Source organism: Streptomyces parvus (assembly GCF_032121415.1).
GTDB classification, from domain to species: Bacteria; Actinomycetota; Actinomycetes; order Streptomycetales; family Streptomycetaceae; genus Streptomyces; species Streptomyces globisporus_A.
In genome coordinates this window covers 1873641-1898286 of sequence record NZ_CP135079.1, presented here as the reverse complement: position 1 = coordinate 1898286, position 24646 = coordinate 1873641, and the positions used below count along the sequence as shown (strand labels likewise).

The following is a 24646-nucleotide window of genomic DNA, read 5'->3' as shown; positions in this document are numbered from 1 at the left end:
CCGTAACCGGAGAAGCGTGAGCCATCTCGATGACTGACACTCAGGTGGCCGAGCTGTGCCGTCTGACGGTACGAGCTCCTGCCAAGAGCATCGATCTCGCCGTGCCCGCCGACGTCCCCGTGGCGGACCTGCTGCCCGCCGTGCTCGGCTACGCGGGCGACAACCTCGAAGAAGCCGGCATCGACCACGGCGGCTGGGTCCTCCAGCGGCTCGGCGGCGAGCCCCTGGACGAGGAACTCACCCTCGACTCCTACGGGCTGCGGGACGGCGACACCCTCTACCTCCGGCCGCGTGCCGAGGCCCTGCCCGAGGTGCACCTCGACGACCTGGTCGACGGCATCGCCACCACGATGCGCGACCACCCCTTCGGCTGGACCCCCAAGGTGAGCCGCTGGGTGCTCCTTGGCATCGTTGTCGCGGTCCTCGCCGGCGGCGTTCTGGTGATCGCCTGGCCCGGCGGCTCCTCGCTGTCCCGGTCCGTCTTCGCCACCGCGGCCGGCCTCCTCCTGCTCGCCGGTGCGGGCGCGGCCAGCCGGGCGGTCGGCGACGCGGGCGCCGGAGCCGCGCTCGGCTTCATGGTCGGGCCCTACCTGGCGCTGGCCGGCTGGCTGCTGCCCGGCGGGGAGCTCAGCGGGCCGCACGTCTACGAGACCCTGGGGGCCCGGCTGCTCGCGGCCAGTGCGGCGCTGGCCGGCGGGGCGGTCCTCGCGCTCGCCGTCGTGGCCGCGTTCGCAGCCCTCTTCCTGAGCGTCGCCGTCGTCTCGCTGTTCGCCGCCATCGCCGCCGTCCTGCTCCTCACCACGGACCTGGCGCCGGTGCACGCCGCCGGGATCCTCGCCGTCCTCGCGGTGATCCTGGGGGCGTTCGTCCCCTCGCTCGCCTTCCGGATGTCCGGGATGCGGATGCCCCCGCTGCCGACCAACGCCCAGCAGTTGCAGGAGGGCATCGAGCCGCACGCCGCCTCCGCGGTCTCGGCCCGCGCCATCCTCGCCGACGGCTGGATGACGTCGCTCTACGGAGCGGTGGGCCTGGTCGGGGCCGCGTGCGTGGCCATCCTGGCCCGGGAGCGTGAGCTGGCCGAGATCATCATGACGGTGGCGCTGTGCCTGCTGCTCGTCCTGCACGCCCGGGGCCTCGGCAACATCTGGCAGCGCATGTCCCTGGTGGCCCCGGGGGTCTTCGGGCTGATCCTGCTGGTGCTGGTCGCCGCCCCCGCCGCGTCCCCGGGGAACCGCCTGGTCACCGCCGCGGGGCTGCTCGCGGCGGCCGCCGCGGTCGCCATCACCGCCTGGACCGTGCCCGGCCGCCGGCTCGTCCCGTACTGGGGCCGCGCGGGCGAAGTGCTCCACTCGGCCCTCGCGATCGCCGTGCTCCCGCTCGCCCTGTGGGTGCTCGGCGTGTACGGCGCCCTGCGGGCCATCAACGGCTGACCGGAAGGGAGAACCGCTGCCGTGCAGTCGAAACGCGACCAGGTCCAGGCCCACATGTTCATCATGGGCCGGCTGACCTCCGGCATGCTCCGCGCCGACCCCGACGCCCCGGAGAGCCCGCAGGGGCGCACCAACCGGGGCGTGGTGATCGGCATCGTGATCGCCGTCCTGCTGTCGGCCGGCTCCTTCGTCCTCGGCCTCCTCAAGCCCGGTACCAAGGACTCCTGGCGGGCCGCCGGGACCCTCGTCGTCGACAAGGACACCGGGTCCCGCTACCTCTACCTGGACGGGCGGCTGCGTCCGGTGCGCAACTACGCCTCGGCGCGGCTGCTGGCGGGCGCCGACATGAAAGCGGTCGCGGTCGGCTCGAAGTCCCTGAGCGGCACCCCGCACGGGGCGCCCATCGGCATCAGCGGCGCCCCGGACGCCCTGCCCGGGAGCGCGGACCTGGACACGGGTCCCTGGCAGGTCTGTTCGGGCAGCGGAACCGGAGGGACCGGCACCACCGTCGCGGTGGGCCTGCCGGCGGACGCCACCGGGCTGCCCACCGACCAGGCCATGCTCGTCACGGGGCCGGACAAGGCCGACTACCTGGTCTGGCGCGGCAGCAAGCTGCTGCTCGACGAGGACACCCGTGCCCGCGAAGCCCTCGGCTACGCCTCCATCTCCCGGCTGCCCGTCTCCGCCGCCTTCCTGAACGCCCTGCCCTCGGGACCCGACCTGCGCCCGCCGAACGTACCGGGCAAGGGCGGGAAGGGCCCCGCGCTCGGCGGCGAGGAGTCCCGGATCGGCCAGGTCTTCCGGGTCACCGTCCCGGGCTCCGCCGACCGCTACTACCTGCTGCGCCAGGAGGGCCTGACCCCGCTCACCGCGACCGGGGCCGCGCTGGTGCTCGGCGACCCGGAGACCCGCGAGAAGGTGTACGGGGGAGGCGCGGCGAAGGTCGTGACGCTGGGCGCGGACGCGCTGAGCGGCCGGCTGGCCCCCGGTGCGGGGACCGGCGCGGAGGAGGCGAACCTGCCCCCGGAGCCGCCGGAGGCGGTGGCCCTCGGCGAGGACCGCACCGTATGCATCCGGGTCCAGCCGAGCGAGCGCGGACCGCGCATCAGCGTGGCGCTGACCGGGACGGGCACCCTGGGACCCGCCGCCCAGGCGCCGCCCGAGGGCCTCACCCCGGCCTGCATGCCGGTCGGCACGATCAGCGTGCGGCCGGGCGGCGGATCCCTGGTGCGCGCGCTCGGAGCGAGCGGGAGCACGGTCGGCACCACCGTCTACCTCGTGACCGACACCGGGATGAAGTACCGGGTCGGCACCGCTGACGGCCTGGCTGCCCTCGGCTACAGCGAGGGCCAGGCACGAGGGCTGCCGGCGCCGCTGCTGGCCATGCTGCCGACCGGGCCGGACCTCACCAAGGAGGCCGCCGCCCTGGGCCGGAACACGAACACGACCCCACGCTGCACCCGGACTTGAGAGCCCGGCGGATCGTCGTACCGGAGGAGGTGAATTTCTGGTGGCGCGGCTGATAAAGGCGCGTGTCGTGACAACCGGAGGGGGCGATCCACCGTCCTCCTCCCCGAAGGGATCCGCCAATACCGTTTCCCACGGCGGGCATTGCCCGTTCGGGCGCCGGGAAACAGATCCATTCGGCAGGTGATTCCGCAAGGGGCCTACCTCAGATCCCCATCAAATCTCCTTCGCGAATCACCCCAAAAGCGGGGTCGGGGCCGAGAAGATGACGCAGGCCATTGAATCCTCAACGCCCCTTTCTTTAGGCTCCGTTCGTCCAGACCATTCGGACGCCGGTCTTCCGGCCGCGTCCGGCCAGGCACCGCGCCGCGCGGGAACCGGAATCCGGCGGCGCGACACATCAGGAGGCGCAGCAACATGGCAGGTACGGGCACGCAGCAGTCACTGGCGTCAGCCACTCAGAACGGTGTCACCGCACTGGAGATGGCCTTCACCGGTGTGCAGAACAGCCGCCAGGACGTGGAGAACATGAAGCACAACCTCGCCTCCGGCTACGCCGGCAGCGACGGTGGCGCGTTCCAGAAGCTGCTCGACCGGTGGGACCAGCAGGCGGAGATCATCTCCGGCAACCTCCGCGACATGATCACGACGCTGGAGGAGACCATGCGCGCGCAGGGCATCCAGCAGAACAACTCGAACGACTCGATCCAGCAGGCGTTCAACCGCTCCGAGGAGATCTTCAACGCGCTCGCCGGCTCCACCGCGGGCCGCTGACCACTCCTCCCGGTACCCGGAGCCCTGACGGGTGACCGGGCCCCGCACACCACTGACCCTGACGCACCTGCCGCGAGACGAGGAAGACCATGACCCCTCCGCTTGACTTCACCGACGGCCAGATCTACGTCGACTACTCCCACATGGAGAACGCCGCCGACGACATGGTCCAGCAGACCAAGGCGATCGACAGCATCCTCACCAACCTGGAAGCCGAACTCCAGGAGCTCCAGCGCAGCTGGGAAGGTGAGGACAAGGCGGTGTACGCCGAGAAGCAGGCTTCCTGGAACAACGCGGTCGAGGAGATGAAGCGCATCCTCGCCGAGCACTCGGCGCTGCTGAACGACGTCTCGGGCAGCTACAAGTACAGCGAGAACTCCCTGAAGTCGCTCTGGGAGGGCGTGCGCATCGGCAGCTGACCCGGGGCGGCACGCCCCTGGTCCTTCCCGGGCGGCCGTTCGCGTGTGTCCTTCGCGCACGGCCGCCCGCCGCAGTCGGGGCGGTGCGTCGTCCGCCGGCGGCCCCGAGCCGCCGACGGACGGGCGCCGGCCCCGTGAGCCCTTGGACATCCCGGAAGACTGGAGAAGTGCGACATGGCGGAAGCACCCGCACTCAATCTCAACAAGGCGTGGCTGCAGAGCTTCCTCGACAACGACCTCGTCCCGTTCCTCGCCGAGATCAAGAAGATGAGGGAGGACGGCACCACGTCCGAAGGCACGACCGTGCCCGGAATTCCCACGCTGCAGGGCGGTGAGGACGGGTCCGCGACGGCGGCGGGCTTCCACGACGGCCAGAGGAAGCCGCTCGCCATCGGGACGATGGCGAGCGACGAGAACGGCCGTACCAACGGCGGCTACCTGGTCAAGTGCCTGAACGGGCTGGTCGATCAGCTCGACGACATCCTCAAGCTCCAGGTCGAGCTCTTCGAGCAGATCGAGGAGGACCTGGAGGACACCATCGAGGAGCTCTTCAAGACCCAGGACAGCAACCTGGAGAAGATCGACGGCAAGGACTTGATCGATTTCTTCGAGGGCGTGGACGAGGTGCTCTCCGAATCCGCCGGGGGCGGCTCGGACAACGACGAGGACGACTGACCTTCGTCGTGGTCGGCCGGTAGCCCCGGCCGGCGCTCCCCCGCACGCCCGCGGCCCGGCGGACCGTACCCCCGCCCTCCCGTCCCCTCTGTCTCCTTCCGACGAAAAGGCATTCCGGCATGGCGCTCGATTCCAGCAAGGTCGTCGAAGACCTCGGCGGCGGTACCAACGACAAGTGGGCCGAGGCTGTCGGCTTCTTCACGGGATTCAAGGCGCCGAACCGGAACGACCTGTTCGACTCGCTCGTCGGCAACGAGGGCATCCCCCTGATGAAGGTGGAGATCTCCGACGTGGGCTATGTCGACTACGTCGACACCGAGGACCTGAACTGGCTGTACGAGAATGCCGGTTCCGACATCAAGAACACCGACTTCGTCATCCCCTTCTACCACGCGAAGGGCGGGACGGGATCCGACGTGACGATGCACCGGGCGCGTATCACCCTGCTCGGGAGCAAGGGGGACGGGCGGGTACCGAGCCAGGGGTGGCAGGAGGGCGGGCAGTTCTCCAGCTCCATCGACGGTCACCTGGGGATGGACGGCAAGCCGACCTGGGACACCACGCCCACCGCGCGTTACGCCTACGGCACCGGGCTCGCCCTACAGGAACTGCTCAACAACGACTCGCAGGGTACGTACGGGTTCAGCTTCAACGGCAAGCCCGTGGACGACCCGGACTCGGTGACCCTCGACAACTTCGAGATCGTGGCCGCAGCGTTCGACCGCGTCGCCGGGTTCTTCTCGTCCCAGCAGAAGATCGTGGAGGAGTGGCAGAGCAGGCTCGGGACCGAGAAGGACAAGGCGTGGCGGGGCAAGGCCGCCGGTGTCTTCTGGGACCTCATCAACAAGATCAACCAGCAGTACTCGGACTACGCCGACGACATGAAGCCGGGCGGGAGCAGCACCGGGTCCAAGCAGGGCGACGAGATCCGGCAGGCGAAGAAGGACTTCCAGAATGCGGTCTGGGATCTCCACAGCGTCTGGGCGAAGTGGCAGTGGCAGTACGGCAACCCGCTCGTGGTGCTGCACACCCTGCTCTCCGCGATCATGAAGCACGTCTGGGACAACAACATCACGAAGATCACGTACGAGATCGAGACCCACGGGTCGTACGGCGGCGGCTACACCACCACGACGAACTACATCTCGGAAGAGTTCTTCAGCAACCAGGCCGCGATCGACGCGATCGAGGGCAAGGGCGACATGGCGCTGAACGTCGCCGCCGAGGACTTCGGTGAGCTCAAGGAACTCGACACCTGGGTGAAGATCGGCAACAAAGCCCTCCTCATGTGGAAGCAGACCGTCGAGGAGAACCTCGACAAGGCGGCCGTCGAGGCCATGACGAAGGTGCGCGACAGCTGGAGCAACAGTCAGCTGGACTTCGGATCGGTGAAGTCGCGGGGGACGAGCGACACGCTGGAGTCCGAATACAAGGAGGAGAAGGCCGAACTCGCCGAGGAGAAGGCGGAGGCGGACGCCGCCAAGGCCGAGGCGGCAGCCGAGGAAGCCGCCCGGAAGCAGGAAGAGTTCATCCAGTGGCAGAAGGACCAGGCCGCCAAGGCCGAGGCGGAGCGGAAGAAGGAGAAGGAAGAGGCCGAGCGCAAGGAGGCCGAGGCCAAGGCGGAGGCGGAGCGCAAGGAGAAGGAAGCCAAGGCGGAGGCGGAGCGTAAGGAGAAGGAAGCCAAGGCGGAGGCCGAGGCCAAGGAGAAGGAAGCCAAGGCCGAGCAGGAGGCCAAGGAGAAGGAGGCCGAGGCCAAGGCGGCGGAGCAGGAGGCCAAGGCGGAGGCCAAGGAGGCGGAGGCCAAGGCCGAGCAGGAGGCCAAGGAGAAGGAGGCCGAGGCCAAGGCGGCGGAGCAGGAGGCCAAGGCGGAGGCCAAGGAGGCGGAGGCCAGGGCCGAGCAGGAGGCCAAGGAGAAGGAGGCCGAGCAGAAGCAGGCCGAGCAGGAGGCCAAGCAGGAACAGCTCCGGGCCGAGCAGGAGGCCAAGCAGGAGCAGGTCCGCAAGGAGCAGGAGGCCAAGCAGGCCGAGGCCCAGGCTCGTGCGGAGAACATGCAGATGATGCAGATGAACCAGGCGAAGACCCAGCAGGAGGAGGCGAAGAAGGAGCAGGAGGCCAAGGAGGCCCAGGCCAGGGCCGAGCAGGAGGCCAAGGAGGCGGAGGCCAGGGCCGAGCAGGAAGCGAAGGAGAAGGAGGCCGAGCAGAAGCAGGCGGAGCAGGAGGCCAAGCAGGAGGCCAAGGAGGCGGAGGCCAGGGCCGAGCAGGAGGCCAAGGAGAAGGAGGCGGAGCAGAAGCAGGCCGAGGCCGAGCAGAAGCAGGACCGCATCCGCACCGAGCAGGAGGAGCGTCAGGAGCAGCAGCAGGCCGAACAGGAGCAGAAGCAGGCCGAGGCCGAGGCGAAGGCGGAGCAGAAGCAGGCGGAGCAGGAGGCCAAGCAGGAGGCCAAGGAGGCGGAGGCCAGGGCCGAGCAGGAGGCCAAGGAGAAGGAGGCGGAGCAGAAGCAGGCCGAGGCCGAGCAGAAGCAGGACCGCATCCGCGAGGAGCAGGAAGCCAAGCAGGACCGGCTGCGCGAGGAGCAGGAAGCGAAGCAGGACGAGGTCCGCGCCGAGCAGGAGGCCCGGCAGAAGGAGGCCGAGGCCAAGCAGGACGAGGTCCGCGCCGAGCAGGAGGCCCGGCAGAAGGAGGCCGAGGCCAAGCAGGACGAGGTCCGCGCCGAGCAGGAAGCCCGGCAGAAGGAGGCCGAGGCCAAGCAGGAGGAAGTCCGGCAGGAGCAGGAGCGCCGGCAGGCCGAGGCCGAGTCCAGGCTCGACGGCTCCCGGCGGGACCTCTTCGGGAACGGCGACATTCCCGACCTGTCATCCACCCCCATCACCGGCCCGGTCAACGACGGCCCGCTCGAACTCCCCGGCGGCGGTGAGTCGCGGCTCGACGCGGACGGCCGCGTGATCACCGAATACCCCGACGGCTCCAAGGTCACGATCGACCCGAACACGCACTCCTCGACCATCACCCGGCCCGACGGCTCCGTCATCTCCGGTCCGCTCAACCCGGGTGACCTGCTGTCCAACCCCGGCGGCAGCGTCACGCACCTGGACCCCGGCGGCAACGTGGTCACGGAGTTCCCGGACGGCTCCACCCAGACGATCAATCCGGACACCGGCACCACCACCATCACCCGGCCCGACGGCTCGACGGTCTCCGGCTACCTGGACGAGTCCGGCCCCTCCCGCTTCGAATCCGGCCAGCTCAACAACGGCTCCCTCAACAGCCCCGGCTCCTTCGGCGGCGGCCTCTCCAGCTACACGCCCCCCTCGTACGACCCGATCTCCTACGAGGAGGAGCTGTTCGACGACCAGCCCTACGAGTCGCCCCTGGCTGGCAACGGGGCGTCCGGTGGCTCGAACGCACCGAGCCACAACCGCCCGTTCCTGAACAGCGGGCCTTTCCCCGGCCCGAGCAGCTACGGCGGCGGCGAGGGCGGCAGCGGCGCACCGACGGGCGGAGCCCCGATGGGGGGAGCCCCGATGGGTGGAGGCATGGGCGGCGGTATGGGTGGCGGTATGGGTGGCGGCGGAGGCCAGTCCGACTCCGGTGAGCGCGTCCGCAACGTCATCGACGGATCGGTCTCCCGGAACCGCCGTGCGCGTCCGGGCGCCCCGGTCCCCGGCCCGGGCGGGCGCTACGCCGACGACGAGGTGCGGGTGGCGGCCGGCGGCCCCACCGCAGGCAGTTCGCCCTTCCTGCCGCCGATGGCCGGCGGCGCCCCGGGCGGGGGCGGCGCGCCCGGCCAGACCGCGACCCAGAGCGGCGAGCGGACCCGGGACTCCTGGGTGCCGGAGGACGACGACGTCTGGGGCACCGACGAAGGCGGCGCGCCGGCGGTGATCGGACGGTAGGGAGCGTTGCGCCGGCCACGGCCGGGACCCGCGCGGGGGGTGGGAGACGGCTTCGGCCGCCTCGGAAGCCGCTCCGGCGCGGAGGGAGTTCATAGCACGCACACGCGTACGACAGAATGGTGTACGCGCAGGTGGAAGGGCGACTGTTGAGCGACTCGATGGAGAAGAAGCTGGCCGAGGCCATGGCCGAACTCACGGCTGTGCAGGAAGCCGTGGCACGCGCCGAGGGCGAACTCGGCCAGTCCACGGCGACGGCCCGGTCCCGGGACCGTTCGGTGGAGGTGACGGTCGGCCCGCAGGGCGAGCTGACGGGGCTGAAGTTCCCGGACAACCGGCACAGGTCCATGACGGGCCCTCAGCTGGCCGCCTCGATCATGGAGGCGGTACAGGAAGGCCGCTCGGAGATGGCCCGCAAGGTGATGGACGCCTTCGAGCCGCTGACCCGGACCACGGGACGGGCCACGGGCATCAGAGGCATCGACATCGACTGGGACCGGGCCTTCGGCTCGGCCCTGGAGGGCTCGGACGGCGGCGGGCGGCGATCGTCGGCCCGCCTGCACGACGAGATCCACGAAGACTGACCGTACGGACCACCGGAGAGAGGGAGGCACCCATGGCGGTAGGAAAGTTCACCGCGAACCCCGGCGAACTGCGCCGGGCCAGCGACATGATGGAGCAACTGCCCGCGCAGGCGGCCAAGATCGGCGACAACTTCATCTCCGACATGCAGAACTACCGTGGCTGGGCCGGCTACAGCGACGACTTCGCCCTCGAAGTGCTGCCCAAGTACGACGCGAACAACCAGTCGTGCCTGGACCTGGTCAGGGCCCTCAGCAGCGCGTTCACGTCCCTCGGTCAGGCGGTCTGGGCCAACGGCCAGCACATCGAGGGCGTTTCGAACTACGCGCGTGAAGAGATCGACCGGCAGATGTCCAGCATGGACACGCCGGGCGACTCCTCCCAGGGTGGCCGGCACTAAGTGGAGGAGATCGACTTTCCGCCGGACGTCCGGACGATGCTCTGGATCCTGCTGGGTGAGATGCCCCTGCAGGCCAGGGAGAATCTGGCGTGGGAAAGTCGTGAGCTCTACCTGGCCCTCCAGAAGGGCCTGATCGATCTGCGCGCGGCCTCGCGGGAGACGATCCAGATGGTGGAGGCGGCGTTGCCGCCGGAGGTGGCAAAGCCGTACATCGAGAGTGTGCGGATGCTCACCGACGAACCGGGCGGCACCGACCCCGTCCAGCAGTTGCTGCTCCAGCTCGACGAACTGGCCAGCGGCCAGGTGGACTACTCGCAGAAGATCCAGGCGTCCAAGTGGGAGATCATCGCCGAGATCATCATGCTGATCGCCGAACTGGCGATCCTGGCGGCGCTGATCGCGTTCACCGGCGGCGCCTCGGTCTCGCAGATGTTCCTGGCGCGGGCCCGGAGCAAGCTCGCGATCCTTATCATCATCGACCGCCTGCTGCGGATGTCGCACATCGCCCCGACCCTGGGCCAGGCGATCCAGGAGGCGATCCAGACGCTGGCGGTCCGGCTGGCGCAGATCGGGCTGAACACCGGGGGCCGGAAGCCCGGGGGAGTGGACTGGAAGGACGTCGGTGTCGCCGCCGCCTTCGGCGCGCTCACGGCCGGCTTCATGGAGATCTTCGACAAGTTCCTGAAGCCCATCAAGAACTTCTTCAAGGACCTCCTCGGGGACGTCTTCAGCAAGTTCAAGATCGACCCGAACAGTCTGCTGTTCAAGGGGATCGTGAACGGTCCGCCGGTCGTGGTCACCACCTTCGTGGTCGGAGCCACCGCCGAGAGCACCGCCGAGGTCATCATCAACGGGGCCTTCTACGACAAGTGGGAGTTCAAGTGGGAGACGTTCGTCGGCTCCGGCACCAGCACCGTGTTCGACATGGGCGCGGGGCTGGCCGTCGGCGCGGGCGCCTTCTCGATCTACAACAACTACTTCAACAACAACCGGTTCACCGACATCAACGAACTGCCGGGCCCGAACAGCATCCTGGGCGGCGGGGACGGGGGACCGTCCGGGCCGGAGAAGACCGGCGGCCCGGCGAGCGGCACGGACGTCAAGGGCCCCCCGGTGGTGAAGACGAACCCCTTCACCCCCGGCCCCGCGACCCCCTACCCCAACACGGTCTCGGCCGACCTTCCGAACGGTCCGGGCAGCGGAATCGGCACCTTGCCGCCGCCCACGTACACGCCGCCGCCGGCCGTGTCGCCGCCGGCCGGTGTGAACACCCTGCCGAAGGCGGGATCCGACGCGCTGACCCGCCCCACCGACTTCACCCCGCGCAACCCCAGCGGCCCGAACGGCGTCACCGGCCCGAACAGCCTCCTCAACCCCGGCAACGTCGTCGGGCCCAACAGCCTCCTCAACCCCGGCAACGTCGTTGGGCCCAACAGCGTCGTCGGGCCCAACAGCGTGGTCGGTTCGAACGGTGTCATCGGGTCCGACGGCGTCACCGGTTCGAACGGCGTCACCGGTACGAGCGGGTCACCCCTGCCCCAACTGCCGCCTCCCACATCGTCGCTTCCCTCGTCGACGCCCTCCACGCTGCCGTCCTCGTCCCTGCCCGACAGCACGCCGGTGACGCCCCCGCCGACGTCGGGGCGCACGTCCGGGCCCGGGACGAACACCGACCTCACCTCGTACGACCTGACTCCGGAGACCACACCGGACCTGACGCCCGAGCGCACCCCCGATCTGACGCCGGACCTGGCGCCCGACCTCCTGCCGGGTGCGTCTTCGGACACGTCGGGGGCGACGAACGACCTCCCCAACAACCTCGGCGGGCCCAAGGGTTCGTCCTCCGCACCGGACCCGAGCGCGATCGGCGGCTCGGACAGCACCGGCCTTTCCGACGACGTCTCGGTCGACACGGACGCGGACGGCGTACAGGACCAGCGGCAGGACGACGGCACCGGTCAGGAGGCCCTCGGACGCGGCTCGGGCGGCCGGAGCACCGGGGGGCAGCCGGGGCTCGACGACACCGTGCACCAGCGGACGGACGGCGCACCGAACCCGGCCGACGCGGACGCCGACGCCGTGGCCCCGCCCACCCCCGTCGCCACCTCGGCGGGACCGAACACCCCGGCGCCCGCCGCCGGAAACCAGGGCACGCAGCAGGGCACCCACCAAGGTTCCTCCAGTACGGGGAACCCTTCGCAGCAGCCGTCCCAGCAGCCCTCCCAGAATGGCCCGGCCGAGCCGGGCGACACCGACGGCCCGCCGGACGAGCAGCAGACGGACCAGGCGGACACGGAGGGCCGGCAGGACCGGGGCGACGGCACGGAGAACCCCGCCCCTCCGCAGCCCCGGGGCACCGGCAGCGACGACACCGCCCGCGCTCCCGGCGGCGGACGGAGCACGGCCGGGCCCGAGACCGCCCCGGCCGCGCCCGAGGCCGTACGCACCTCCGCGGACATCCCGGCCGACGGTGTCACCGGCGACCGTACGAGCGACACCACCGGCGGCCCCGGAGCCGAGACAGCCGGGAAGGGGACGGGACCGGCCGCCGGTCCCACGCCCGCCGTGCCGGTGGCCGATCCCGTGCGGCCCGAGCAGTGGCGGGCCGGGCGGACCGACGCCCCCGTCACCGCCGTACGGACCGACCCGCCGTCCGCCGTCGGCCCCACCCCGGCGGACACGACGCCGCTCGACGGCCCGGAGACCCCGGTACGGGCCTGGGTCCAGCGCATCCAGGCCGATGACGGCCGCTGGTTGAGCAACGTCTCGCTCCACCTGCCGGTCCGGACGGGGGAGGGGTTCTCCCCGGCCGAACTGGACGCCCTCCAGGAGCGGATGCGCACGCTCCTGGACACCCACCTGAACCACGGTCTCCAGCTCCCGGGCTCGGGCGACCAGCTCCACATCGACGTCACGCTCACGGCCGCGCCCGACCACGCCGAGGCCGTCGAACTGAGCCGGGCCGTGCGGCCGGAGGGCTCCGACCATCTCAACTGGCGTCTGCACAGCACCGATCCGGCCATCTCCCCGGAGGAAGCGGCCGAGCGGCGGATCCGCGACGACGCGACGGTGCTCCAGCATCTGCTGGGCTACGCGGGCGTGCCGGACCGGGGCCCGGCGGCCGAGGCGCTGCTGCGCCGACTGGTGCGGCAGCGAGACACGGACACCCGTACGCCCGGCCCCGCCGTTCCGCAGCACTTCCTCCAGGCGGTCGAGTCCGTCGTCACCAGCGGCGCCGTGGCCGATCACCCGGTCACCGCGCGGGGCACCCGGCCCCCGAGCGGCATCGACGACCCGGCGCGGGCCCTGCGGACGCCGTCTCCCGGCAGCGTGGACCCCGAGGCCCCGGTCCAGGCGGCCGTCCCCTTCCGCACCACGTCCTCCGCACCGACGGAGACCGGAACGGCGGCCCGGACCCCGCAGTCGGCGTCCGCCACGGACGCCGACGAAGACGTTCGGGCTGTTACCGGGCAGGAGGCCATCGCGCAGGACACCGCGGAGACCCCGCCCGCCGCCGTTCCGCTCGCCACGGAGGGCCGGGGCGACGGCCGGGGACCCGCCCCGGGCGCGGGCAAGGGCAAGGGCCGGAGCACGGACCAGGAGACCGCGCCGGCCGACGAGCCGACCCTGCTCGCCTTCCCCGGCAGCGCGGCGGTCGACGACGCCGTGGACGCGGCCCGCCGGGAGTACGAGGACGCCGCCGCCGTCTTCGACCGGGCCGTTCGCACCGTCTCGACGCTCGACGCGCGCGTGGCCGGCGGCCGGGGCGGTACGGACGACACCGCGCGGCTGTTTGCCGCCTGGCAGGACGTGAGCCGGGCGCAGCGGCGGCTCGACGCGTCCCTGGACCGGCTGCGCGATCTCGGCGCGGACGCCGCCCACGACGCCGCCGTCGCGTCGATCGTGCCGCGCGTGTCCCGGACGGACGCCGAACGGCGGCTCACGGCCGGCCTGGTCACCGCCGACGACCTGCCGACCGACCCGCCGCGCCCGGCGCCCGACGACCTCATCACTCCCCAGGAGCTGGCCGCCGCCGGTGTCACGCCGGACCGGGCACCCGTGCTGGAAGCCGCCCTCAACGGCTCCGTGCGCTTCGGGGACAGCGGGATCACCGACCCCGTCCAGCAGGTGCGCCTGCTGATGAACCGGCCCGGCCCCTGGTCCGAAGCGCTCGACGGTATCGCGGCGCGCGCCTCCCGTCGTACGTGGAACGCCGCCTACGAGAGCTTCGCGCTCGACGCGCTCCGGACCGCCGCAGCGCCCGTCGGCACCGATTCGGCCGAGGCGTGGCGGCGGGCGACGTCGCTGGTGCTGCCGTTGGAGCTGCACCCCGTGCTCGCCGACTCCCGCCACGCGCGCGGCGACTACCTCGACGCCGTACGGCAGGTGGCCCAGCACCTCGCCGCGCACGGTGCGGACGCGGTGTCGGGAACGGAACTGGCCGCCCGGGTACGGCGTGAACTCGGCCTGCGCCCACGGCTGCTGGGCGGCGCCCCCGCGTCGGCCCAGTCCTACGCCGCCGCCGAACTGGAGCGTCTGGCGCAGCGGGAGGCGCCCGGCACCACGCCGGACATCGACGGCCTGGCCCGGCGCGTGCTGCACCTGCCCGCCGACGCCGAGATCTCGGCCGCGCGGCGGGCCCAGCTCCTCGTCACGGTGGAGAACGCGATGGCCGCCGGATGGTCGTCGAGCGTCGACGCGCTCGGCGCCTACCACCTGGCGACCGGCGGGGCGCTGGACCACGGGCGCCATATCCTGGCGGCGAACGGCGCCTACCAGGGGCTGAACCTCACCGGGCGGCCTGTCGGGCCGGTGGACACCACCCAGGTGTGGCAGCGCCGCAACGGCCAGTTCCAGGGCCCGCTCGATCCGCTGTGGGACGCCGGTACCGGGGCGTACGCGGTGGTCGCCGACGGCGGACACGATCACGTCATGCTGCCCTGGGGCGAGGGGCGGATCAGGGTCCCCTGGCGGGAGTTCGTGGAGCTGGTGGCCCATGACCCCGGCGTCGTCGGACTCCCGGCGGACACGCCCGTCGTCCTCGTGCTCGCCCACGGCGGCGACCAGGGCCTCGCCCTGCCCCGCACCCTGGCGTTCCGGACGGGCCGCGACGGCGTCTGGGCGCACAGCGGCCAGGTCGGCCTGGTCACCGACCCCGCCACCGGCGTCGAGCGGGTCGTCGTGGAGAACCGGCGGTCCGAAGGCCGCCCCCTGGGCGGATGGTTCGGCAGCGACGCCGACGACCTGGGCCCCGACGGAGTCGCCGAGGAAGGCTTCGTGACCGCGCTGGACGGCACGATCCTCCCCGACCCCGCCCTGAAGACGCGGACCATCGGCGACGACGGCCGGTCCATCGGCCGCGTCACCATGTCCGACCCCGACCTGGTCACGAACGAGCCCATGTTCGAATCCATGGCGGAGATCACCGAGTTCGTCCAGTTCGACCCGGTGTCGGAGGGAGCGATCGGCGAACCGGCCGCGCTGCTGGAGAACGGCCGGCCGGTCTACCACTTCGCGCAGCACGGACAGCCGCTGCGCGGGGTGATGGAGGTGGCCGACGGCAGTCCGCCGGTCCAGGTGGGCGGGGAGGAGACCGGCCGGTTCATCCGCCGTCGGCCGAGCATGCGGAAGCTCGGCCCGAACGCCGTCATCGACCTCGGCTCGTGCTGGGCCGACGCCATGGCGGAGGACCTGCCCTATCTGTCGGACGCGGGGGAGCCCCCCTACGTGTTCGACGTCCTCGGCACCACCTCGTACGCACAGGGCGTGGCCAACGGCAGCGGTGCCGGGGTCATGGCGGTGGACCGCGTCCATGTGCTGATGCGCGGGGCGACCCCGAAGGCGGGTGTGCTGGCGAGCCCCTCGGGCGAGCAGGGCGTGCGCCGCCTGCTGCTCCCCGAACCGGGCCCGGCCGAACTGGCCGCCCTGGCGCGCACGGCGCACCTGCACACCGGGGACGGGCCGGTACCCGCCGACGTCCTCGACACCACGCTGCGGCTCGTGAAGGCGCTGCGGCGGTCGTTCGGCGCCGACGTGGCGTCGGACGCCCAGTTCGAGGCGCTGCTGAGAGGCGTCGGGGCGCTGGAGAACATGCGCCGGGCCGATCCGCACCTGCGCGTCCTGGGCCCCTTCACCCTCCACCACCTGCACCTGGTCACGCACGCCCGCCACCGGCGCACCAGCAACAACCCGCCGTCCCGGGACGACGTCCGGCGGGTCCTGCTCGACGCCGCCGGGAAGACGGACGAAGCCGCCGCGGGACGGCTGACGCTGCACCAGTACACACCCATGCCGTCGCTGGACTGGGCGCTGAAGCGCCTGGCCGGGACGGATCTGACCGCGCTCGCCGCCGACGTGCTGCGGCTGCCGGAAGCGGGTGCGGTATCCCGTGCGGACGTGAGCCGGCTGGTGTGGGGCACGGTCAAGGGCGCCGAGGCCCTGCGGTCGGTGACCGACCCCGTCGCCCTGGCGAAGAAGGCGCTGCACCTGCCCGGCTCCGCCGCCCCGGCGCCGGACGAGGCGGGCGACCGGCTGCTGTGGCTGATGGCCGGCGCGGCGGTCACCGGGTTCGACCCCGCCGACCCGACGGAACTCGCCGCGTGGGACCTCGTACGGCACGGCGCCCTCGACGACGGCACCCGGCTGATGGCCGACGGCGTGCCGACCGGCCGCAACTGGACCCGCAGGACCATCACCGGGGACATCGCGACCGAGGGGTACCTCGTCTCGTCCGACGGGGGCCTGGACGGCGCCACCCCGCACCCGGCGCCGTGGCCCGAAGCCCCGCGGGGATCGGCCGCCAAGGCGTACGTGCTCAACGCGGACAGCACGAACGGCCATGTCTCCATGCCCTGGACCGACGGCTCCAGCCGCTGGGTGCCGGGCGGCGAGGTCGCCGCCCTGCTCCGCCACGACCGGGTCCACCAGCAGATCGCCCTGCGCGCCCCGCTCCTGGTGATCGGTTCCCACACCAACCCCGGCAGCCTCGCGCAGCACCTCGCCGGGCGTGCGGGGACGGCCCGCACGACCCTGCTGTCCGAGCTGCCCAGCGCCCCCGTCCCCCATCCGGCGAACGGCCGGAACACGATCGTCCTGACCGAGGGGACGGCCGCACGGTCCGACCACTGGCAGACCCGGCGGCCCGCCGCCCTGCCCGGTGTCTCCGCCCAGCAGGGGCCCCTCCACACGTTCACCGGACGGGCCCCCGGGACCGAGTCGTCCACGGCGGTGGGGACCACGTCCACCGCGGTCGCGCCCGCCCCGCTCTCGCAGTACATCCGCGACCACGGCCGCCGCCACGACGGGCACGTCGGCCTCGTCCTCCACGAGCCGACCCCCGCCACCGTCCTGGACGGACTGCACCGGAGCATCGTCCAGGCCCTCGGCGCCGACCCGGAGGACGCGGACGGACAGCGGCTGCTGACCCGGCTCCAGGACGTGCTGAGCGCCGAGGAGATCGAGCTCAACCGGCCGTACCTGCGCAGCCGCCAGGGGCACCGGATCACGCTCCGGCACGGCGGCCGCGACCGGTCGGTGGACGTACGTCTCTCCTACGCCGACCCCGTGCGGTCCACGAAGTACGGCGGCGACACCGACCGGCGCCCGCCGACCGTCCCGGACATCGGGCTCGAGGTCAGGACCGGCGGCGGGCAGTCCTCCTCGCACGTCGAGGGCGCGGGCAACATCCGCACCGGCTCGGTGCCGTGGAGCGGGATCTTCCCGGACGACCGCGCCGGGGCGCTCCGCTGGTGGGACAGCACCGTCAACGTGTCCGCGACGCACAACCAGCTCACCCAGTCCGTGACGGTCGGCGAGACCTTCCTGGTCACGAGCAAGCAGCAGGCCGAGGAACCCGCGCACCCGATGGACGTCGACGGGCGGTGGCAGATCCAGCTCGACACCCCCCGCGAGGGCGAGACCGACAACTGGCAGCCGGAGCAGTCGCACGGCGCCCTCACGATCTGGTTCCACGAGCACCTCGCCTTCGACGGCGACGACACCACCGCGCTGCCGGAGCCCGGTGACGTCGACGACCTGCCGCTGTGGGGCGGCGACAGCGTCGCCGAACCGCGCCGCCTGCTGACCGAACTGCTCCAGGACGACACGTTCGCGGCGCTGCGGAACCTCGACGAGGACTCGGAACGGGCGCTGGAGACCTTCCTCTCGCAGCGCATGCTCCAGGGCACCCCCCACCTCCAGCGCGACGGCGGGGTGTTCTCGCCGACCCTCCTGGACGACGACGGCAACGCGGTCGGCGTCCTGGAACTGACCGCGGTGATCGAACCGGGCCGGCCGCTGCGCAAGAGCGCCGACGGCAAGTCCACGCTGGAGACCTGGTTCTCGCACGCGTCCAGCGTGGACAAGTCGGCGAAGCTGACCAGCGGTATGGGCGTCGAGGCGGCCGGCGGGCCGGCGTTCACCACCGACCACGCGCCCGGCCATCCGGCCGCCGGCTCGTCCTTCGGCGGCAACCTCATGGGCAAGGCCGCCGTCAACTGGCAGCTGACCGACCAGCTCAGCAACGTCAGCAGCGCCACGCTCATGCACGGGCTCCGCACCAAGAGCAGCCACCTGCTGACCAGTGGCCGGGTCGCCTACACCGCGACGCTGCACCAGGCCGGCGGCGGCCGGGTCAGCTCCACCTTCGGTCCGTGGACGGACGGCCTGCGGCTGCGGATCGCCCAGCGCGCCACGATGGCGGGCCACCGCCCGGCCCCCGCGGAACTGCGCGAACTCCCCGAGCACCTGGAGAACCTGGAGAGCATCGGGTACACCGAGACGCCGCTGAAGGTGGACGGGGCGGACCCGCTGTTCACCGCCGCGGAGGCATGGCTGCGCCGGGAGGGGTTCCTGCCGCCCGCCCGGCCCCGGAGCAGGTCGGCGGTGTTCCGGCTGGACGAGCCGCTCGTGGTGGCCCAGTTGGAGAACCTGCGGCGGCTGCGGCAGATGCGCTCGACCTTCGGCCTCGCCTCGTCGGCGCCGGACGCCGTTGACGGCGGGGAGTCGGTCTGGTTCGAGCGGCCGAACGCGGTCTCGGGCACCCGTCGTGTGCAACTGGTCTTCTCCGCCGCCCGGGACACCACCCGGCCCGCCGTCCACACCCGCCACCTGCCCGACGTGCTGCACATCGGCTCCAGCTCGTACGAGTCCGGCGGCGGCCGCCAGCGGGGCACCGCGCTGAGCGGCGCCCTCGGTGGCGGCGGCGGCCTCAACGCCCCCATCGACCAGGGCTCCTGGGGCCTGAACACGGCCCCGGACTACCTCGGCACCCGGCAGCTCACCGACGCCTCCGCCACCGCCGGCCAGGTCGGCTACGACCAGTTGACGATGACCACCCGCAACGGCAGCGAACTCTTCGAGGTGCCCGCCCGGCTCGGCCTCGACCTGTACGAGGGCACCGGCGAGGACCCGCTCGTCCGGTTCGCCGAGACCGACGCCGACGGGAACCCGGCGCGGCCCGAGGCGGAGCCGGAGGCGGAGGACGACCTGGAGATGCAGCTCGGGGCCGCGGCCACGCCCACCGTGCCGGGGAGCGTCCGCCTGCTGGTGCCGCACTACCGCACCCGCGTCCCCGCCCCGGCGCCCCTGCCCGCCCCGGCCCCCGCGCCCCGTCCGGGACATGTGATCCGGCAGCCCGTCACCGACGGTGGCCCGACGGACGACCAGCGCCGCCTCGCCCTGGTCGACGAGCGCGGCCGTCCGCTGCCCGGCCTGACCAGGCTCCCGGAAGGCGCCATCGTCGACACCTTCCGGGGCACGACCGCGCTGATGGCGGCTCTGCGGCAGATCGTCGCGGGCACCTACCCCGGCAGTCCGGGCCGGGGCCGTGTCGGGCGCGCCGTCCAGCACGCCTCCGCGACGCTGTCCGGGCTGGCCACCGAAACCGCCCGGCGGGGCTCCGCGGTGAAGGAGGCGCTCCCAGCGAGCCTGTCCGGTGCCGTCAACCGGGCGGGCTCGGCCGTCAACTGGGCCGCCGCACCGGTGGTCTGGGCGGCCAAGACGTCCACGGACGGTGCGGCGGCGACCTACAAGTGGACCTCCGTCGCCGTGGCGGGCGCCTCCCTGAACGACCGGGGCACCCTGGCGGCCGAGGCCCGGCAGGACGCGATCAGGCCCGGCCAGCTCATCTCCCGGGCCCCGCAGATCCTGGGCGGCGCCTACGTGGTGGAGGGGCTGACGCTGCCCGGCATGGCGGCCGACCAGGTCATGATGCTGGAGGTCAGCGGCTACCTCTCCAACCCCCGCCACCTGGGCTCCGAATCGCTCTACTCGGAGCAGGACGTCCTGAGCGGGGACACCTCCGGCCGACAGCGCGGCGTGGGCGTCACCCACCAGGGCAACCTCCAGGTCACGGCGTTGCAGGCGGCCCCGACCCCGCCCGAGCTGCTGGTCCACCAGGCCAACCCGGGCGGCCGCTACTCCCAGTCCCGCCGCACCGACGGCACCGCCACCGTGGGCTCCGGCACGAAGATCACCCACGCCACGGAGCACAGCGGCGACACCCTCTGGATCGGCAACGACCTGACGCTGCTGCTGACCGTCCGCCGGGGCGTGCGCAACATCGCGGGGAACACCGTCGGCCTCGGCCCCTACGCCCCGGTCACGGTCGCCATCGATCTGCCGCGCGCCGTCACGTACCTCGCCCCCGCCCAGGCCGTGGCGCAACTGGCGGCCTGGTTCCAGAGCATGCCCGGCATCCCCGCCCTCACCCTGAACCCGCTCGACGTCCCGCTGCCCGACCGGTACGCCCGGACCCGCCAGTTGGGCAAGGCGACCGTCCTGACCGTCACCCAGCTCGACGACACGACCAACCGCCGCGAGCGCCGCGACCGGATGCGCCAGGAGCTGTCCGGCCTGGTGGAGAGCGAGGCGCCCGGCGCCCTCCGGCCCGGCCACGCCTCCTACCTGCCGGGCGTGGCCACCGAGATCGCCCGGGTCACCGAACCCGCCGCGCTGCGCGCCCTGCCCGGACGGGGCCCCGACGGAAAGGTGCGCTTCCACTTCCTCCACGTCGCCTACGGCGGGGCACGCCTGGTCGAGGTCACCCTGACCGCCGAACCGGTGCTCCAGACGCCCGCCCTGCGCGGCCTGCGCGGTCGCCGGGCGGTCGAGGGCACCGGACTGGAACACGTCGACACCCACACCCCGCAGTCCAGGGTGACCACGTCCGGGACCACCACCACCCGTCAGGGCACGGTCAACCCGGTCTCCCGCTACCCGCGCCCCGGCGCGACCGGGTGGACGGACCGCGCGGGGCCGTCCCTGGCGGGGGCCGAGACCCGGGCCCGTACAGCCCGCTCCGAAGTGGCCACGGAGGACCGCTTCTGGACCCGTTCGGGCAGCGCCGCCGACTTCGCCGTCGACTACCGCTACACCGCCACCGTCCGCTCCCAGGCCGTGTGGCAGTGGCCCGCCAACATTCCCGGCGCCCTCTTCCAGTCCGGCCTGCTCAACCTTTCCGGCCTGGAAGGGGACGTGGCGCAGCGGGTCCGCAGCTGGGCCGGGCGCCTGCTGCGCGGCCGCCCGGTCAGCCGCGTCTCCGTACCGGCCGCGACGGCCCTGCGGTTCGTCGCCTCCGAGGCCGACCAGCCCAAGCGGCACGAGGGGCCCCGGGCGCCCGCGCTGCTCGGCGGCGATCCGCTGCTGCTCACGGCTGCCGACGCCGCGGCCCAGGGGACCACCCCCTTCCCGCAGGGCGTCCGGCTGGAGACCACCGGCCCGACACCGGTGTACGACTACAACGCCGCCCCGCAGCTGATGCGGGCGCTGCACGACGTCGACCCGCGCATGGCCGCCGCGTGGGGGCTGCCCGCCAACGCCTCGGCGGAGGCCGTCGCCGCCCGCCTGGCCGAGCTGGTCCAGGCAGGCGAGATCAGCCTCGACCCCTCACGCTCGGCAGCGGGGCTGACCGAGCGGATGCCCGGCAGCTGGCCGGTCGAGAGCCCCGACACCGCGCCGTCCCTACGCATATCCCTGCACAACCCGCGGCCGGTCACCGAGGCCGGCGACGTCGCCATCGACCGGGTCCGGCGGCAGAACCGCACCGTGGCCGTGGCATCGTCCGCCGCCGGCTCCTTCGTCCTCAACCAGCAGGGCTCCTACAGCCTGGCCGACGGCAACCGCCAGGTGCTCGGGGTGACCTTCCCCCTGGCGGCGCAGCAGCCCCACGCCCTCTCCTCGGGCGGCAACGCTTCCGCCTTCTCCTTCAGCCGACTGCGGACCGGTGCGACCAGCGACCCGACCGACCGGCGCATCCCCCGCACCTACGAGACCCTCGTCGACACCGTCATCGAGGTCGACGGCCCCGACGGCGTCCGGTACGTCACCGGCAGCTCCACCACCCGCCTGTGGGAACGCGACGTCCTCGGCTTCGGCGTCACCCCGGCGCGACCGGGGCCCCGGATCTACGACCTGCCCGCGATCCTGGCCGACCAGGACGCGGACGACCTGCGCGACTGGGCCCAGCACCCGGTCACCGACCTGCCGGACGTGCTGGCGGACGCCATCGACGAGCAGGACGCGTCGGCCGAGCTGTGGCTCGCGCTCGGCCCCGACCCGGACGGCACCCGGCTGGCCCGCGCCCTGTTCGCCGGCTCCCTCACGGCCGCCCGGGCCGGGAAACCGGTCGAACTGGTCATCCGCACCGGCCAGGGGCTCCGGACCTGGCCCTTCGCCGCCGACGGCTCCCTCACCGACACCACGGCCGCCACCGACGAGGCCTGGCAGAACGTGGCGGACACCATCGGCGTTTACCTCGGCGCCGTCCGGGCCGAGGCGGCGGCCCGGTACCGCGAGGGGCGGCTCACCCGGCGACAGCCCGGCGCGCTCGCCGCGCTGGACACCGCCGACCGGGCCGTGGACACCGCCACCACCGCACACCGGGACGCCGACCGCGCCCATACTGCCGCCCGCCGCGACGCCGCGACGGTACGGACGGAACTCACCACGCTGCGGGGCAGGATCGCCGAGGACCGGGCGGAGACCACCCGGCTCGACACCGAGGCCCGGGAAGCACAGGCCCGCTACGACGACACCGCCGACGAGGAGCGCGGGCTCCACGACCGGTGGCAGCAGGCACGGGCCGAGGTGGCCCGGCTCGAAGAGCTCGTCGCCGCCGCCCCGGACGCCGACCCGGCGTCCCCGGACGGACAGGAGGCCCTGAACGCGGCGATCGAACAGGCCGACGCGCTCCGGGACCGGGGCCGCGCACTGCACCAGCGGCGCGAGGAGGACCTGGACACGGCGGAGACCGCCCGCGAGGAGGCGGGCGAGCTGCGGAGCCGCCTGGAGCGGGCCGTCGCCCGGGAGACCGCACTCGCCGGGGACCTCCGCCGCGCCGAGACGGCCGTCGCCGAGGCCGCCCGCGTCCTGCGGCAGACGGAGACCGCGCTACGCCGGGCGACCGGGGTACGCGACACGGTCCAGGACCAGGTCGACGGCATCGAGGCCGAACTGATCGACGTACGCGATGAGCTGAGCGAGCAGGCGCGCCGCCACACCCAGGCGTGGGAGGACCTGCCCGCCCTCACCGACGCGCTGGAGACCGGCCGCCGCGCCGAGGGGCTCGGCGACGGGCCGTCCCTGCGCAGCACCGTCTCCTCGGCGCCCGCCCGCCCGACCCGCGCCGGGCGGCTGCGCGGGCAGCCCCTGCCCGCCCCGCCGCCCGAGACGTCGGAGACAGCCACGGCGACGGCCACCGCCACGGCCCCGCCGCCCGCCGCGACCCCGGCGACCGCGCCACGCCCCGGCCTGCCCGTCGCCGAACGCACCGAACTGGCCGCCGGGCTGGCCGCGATGACCGAGGACGAGCGCACCTCCCGGCTGCTGTCCCTGTCGCCCGCCGACCGCGAGGCCCTGGCCGCCGACCCGGCGCTCACCGCCGGGCTGCGCCGGGCCCTGCCCGCCGAGGAATTCGCCCGGACCGCCGCCCTCCTGATGGTCGACGTACCGCCCGGCGTGGACCTCCCCGTCTCCTCCGGCATCGAGGCGCGGGCGCAGGTGGCCCGGATGCTGCGCTCGCCCGCCGTGGCCGAACGCATGCTGAACGAGGGCGCGCGGCTGATCGTGGTCCCCAAGGACACCGCGACGACCTCGCTCGACGCGTTCGGCCTCCTGCGCGGCGAGACGGACGAGAACGCGCGCCCCTACGACCTCCTGCGCGGTGTCGAGGCCGGCGGGCTGGCCGCCGTCGGCGAGGAGAACCTGCTGGGCGACACCACCGCCGTACCCGGGTCCGGGCTGTACGCCGACGGCTACTCCGCCGCGACCCACGAGTTCGCGCACGCCCTCCACCGCCACGGCCTCACCGACGAACAGCGCCGGCTCATCACCGAGGCGTACCACGACAAGGTGCTCGCCGGGGGATTCGCCGCCTGGCCCGACGGGCCGCTGTACGACAGCACCGGCACCCACCGCAACTACTCGGCCCGCAACGAGTTCGAGTACTTCGCCCAGCTCACCAACGCCTACCTCGGCACGAACACCGGCACCGACCCCTACACCGGCCATCCCCGCAACAACGGCGCGAAGTGGGTCCGGCGCAACGAGCCGAAGCTGCTGCCGCTCCTCCGCGAGCTGTACGGAGCCGATCCGAAGGCCGTACACCACTGGGGCGCCAACCCCCGGGCCGAGGAGGACACCTGGGCGGCCTTCCGCGCCCTGTGGGACGAGAACGACGGGGCGTACGAGCCGCAGCCCCACGGCCCCGTCCCCGCTCCGCCCGCCCCACCGCGCGGGGCCCCGCTCAGCCGCCCCCGGCTGACGGCGACGGCCCGGCGGATCGCGGGCCCCGCGCCGCGCCAAGGCCTCACCGAGCGGCGGTGCCTGGTGCTGCTGGGCTCGCTCCGCGACGCCCTGTACCCGAGCGGCGTACGGCCGGCGGCCACGCTCGACGACGCGGCGCTCAGCACCACGACACCCGGCTCCGCCCTGGTCCCGGGGCCGGGCTGGAGCCCCGTGGGCTCGTGGGAGGCGGTGGCCCGGACCGTCGCCGCCCAGGGGCCGGGCGCG

Annotated in this window: 9 protein-coding genes (1 of these 9 running past the window's edge); all 9 read left to right on the top strand. The window is 73.0% G+C overall.

Annotation, left to right across the window (positions count from 1 at the left end):
• Window positions 1-29 precede the first annotated feature (29 nt).
• A complete protein-coding gene (eccD, locus tag RNL97_RS09500) occupies window positions 30-1430 on the top strand; it encodes a type VII secretion integral membrane protein EccD (protein WP_243313965.1) in 1401 nt (466 codons plus the stop codon).
• Between the two features lie 21 nt (window positions 1431-1451).
• Complete coding sequence (eccB, locus tag RNL97_RS09495) at window positions 1452-2900, top strand: type VII secretion protein EccB (RefSeq protein WP_030577727.1); 1449 nt, start codon at window positions 1452-1454, stop codon at window positions 2898-2900.
• Between the two features lie 414 nt (window positions 2901-3314).
• On the top strand, window positions 3315-3671 hold the full coding sequence (locus tag RNL97_RS09490; RefSeq protein WP_030577729.1) for a hypothetical protein: 357 nt from the start codon (window positions 3315-3317) through the stop codon (window positions 3669-3671).
• 89 nt (window positions 3672-3760) lie between these two features.
• On the top strand, window positions 3761-4090 hold the full coding sequence (locus RNL97_RS09485) for a WXG100 family type VII secretion target (RefSeq protein ID WP_030577731.1): 330 nt from the start codon (window positions 3761-3763) through the stop codon (window positions 4088-4090).
• Between the two features lie 174 nt (window positions 4091-4264).
• On the top strand, window positions 4265-4765 hold the full coding sequence (locus RNL97_RS09480) for a type VII secretion system-associated protein (protein ID WP_030577733.1): 501 nt from the start codon (window positions 4265-4267) through the stop codon (window positions 4763-4765).
• Window positions 4766-4884: 119 nt separating this feature from the next.
• Window positions 4885-8658: an AAWKG family protein gene (locus RNL97_RS09475; protein ID WP_313750574.1), complete on the top strand. Its 3774-nt coding sequence runs from the start codon at window positions 4885-4887 to the stop codon at window positions 8656-8658.
• Between the two features lie 146 nt (window positions 8659-8804).
• Window positions 8805-9239: a YbaB/EbfC family nucleoid-associated protein gene (locus tag RNL97_RS09470; RefSeq protein WP_234313346.1), complete on the top strand. Its 435-nt coding sequence runs from the start codon at window positions 8805-8807 to the stop codon at window positions 9237-9239.
• Between the two features lie 32 nt (window positions 9240-9271).
• Window positions 9272-9637 (top strand): hypothetical protein, encoded by a 366-nt coding sequence (locus RNL97_RS09465; RefSeq protein ID WP_030577738.1) that lies wholly within the window; start codon window positions 9272-9274, stop codon window positions 9635-9637.
• Window positions 9638-24646: the beginning of a lonely Cys domain-containing protein gene (locus tag RNL97_RS09460; RefSeq protein WP_313750573.1), read on the top strand. The gene runs 25275 nt beyond the window's last position; 15009 of the gene's 40284 nt are visible here — the first part of the coding sequence; it begins with the start codon at window positions 9638-9640; the stop codon falls past the right edge of the window. It abuts the gene before it with no gap.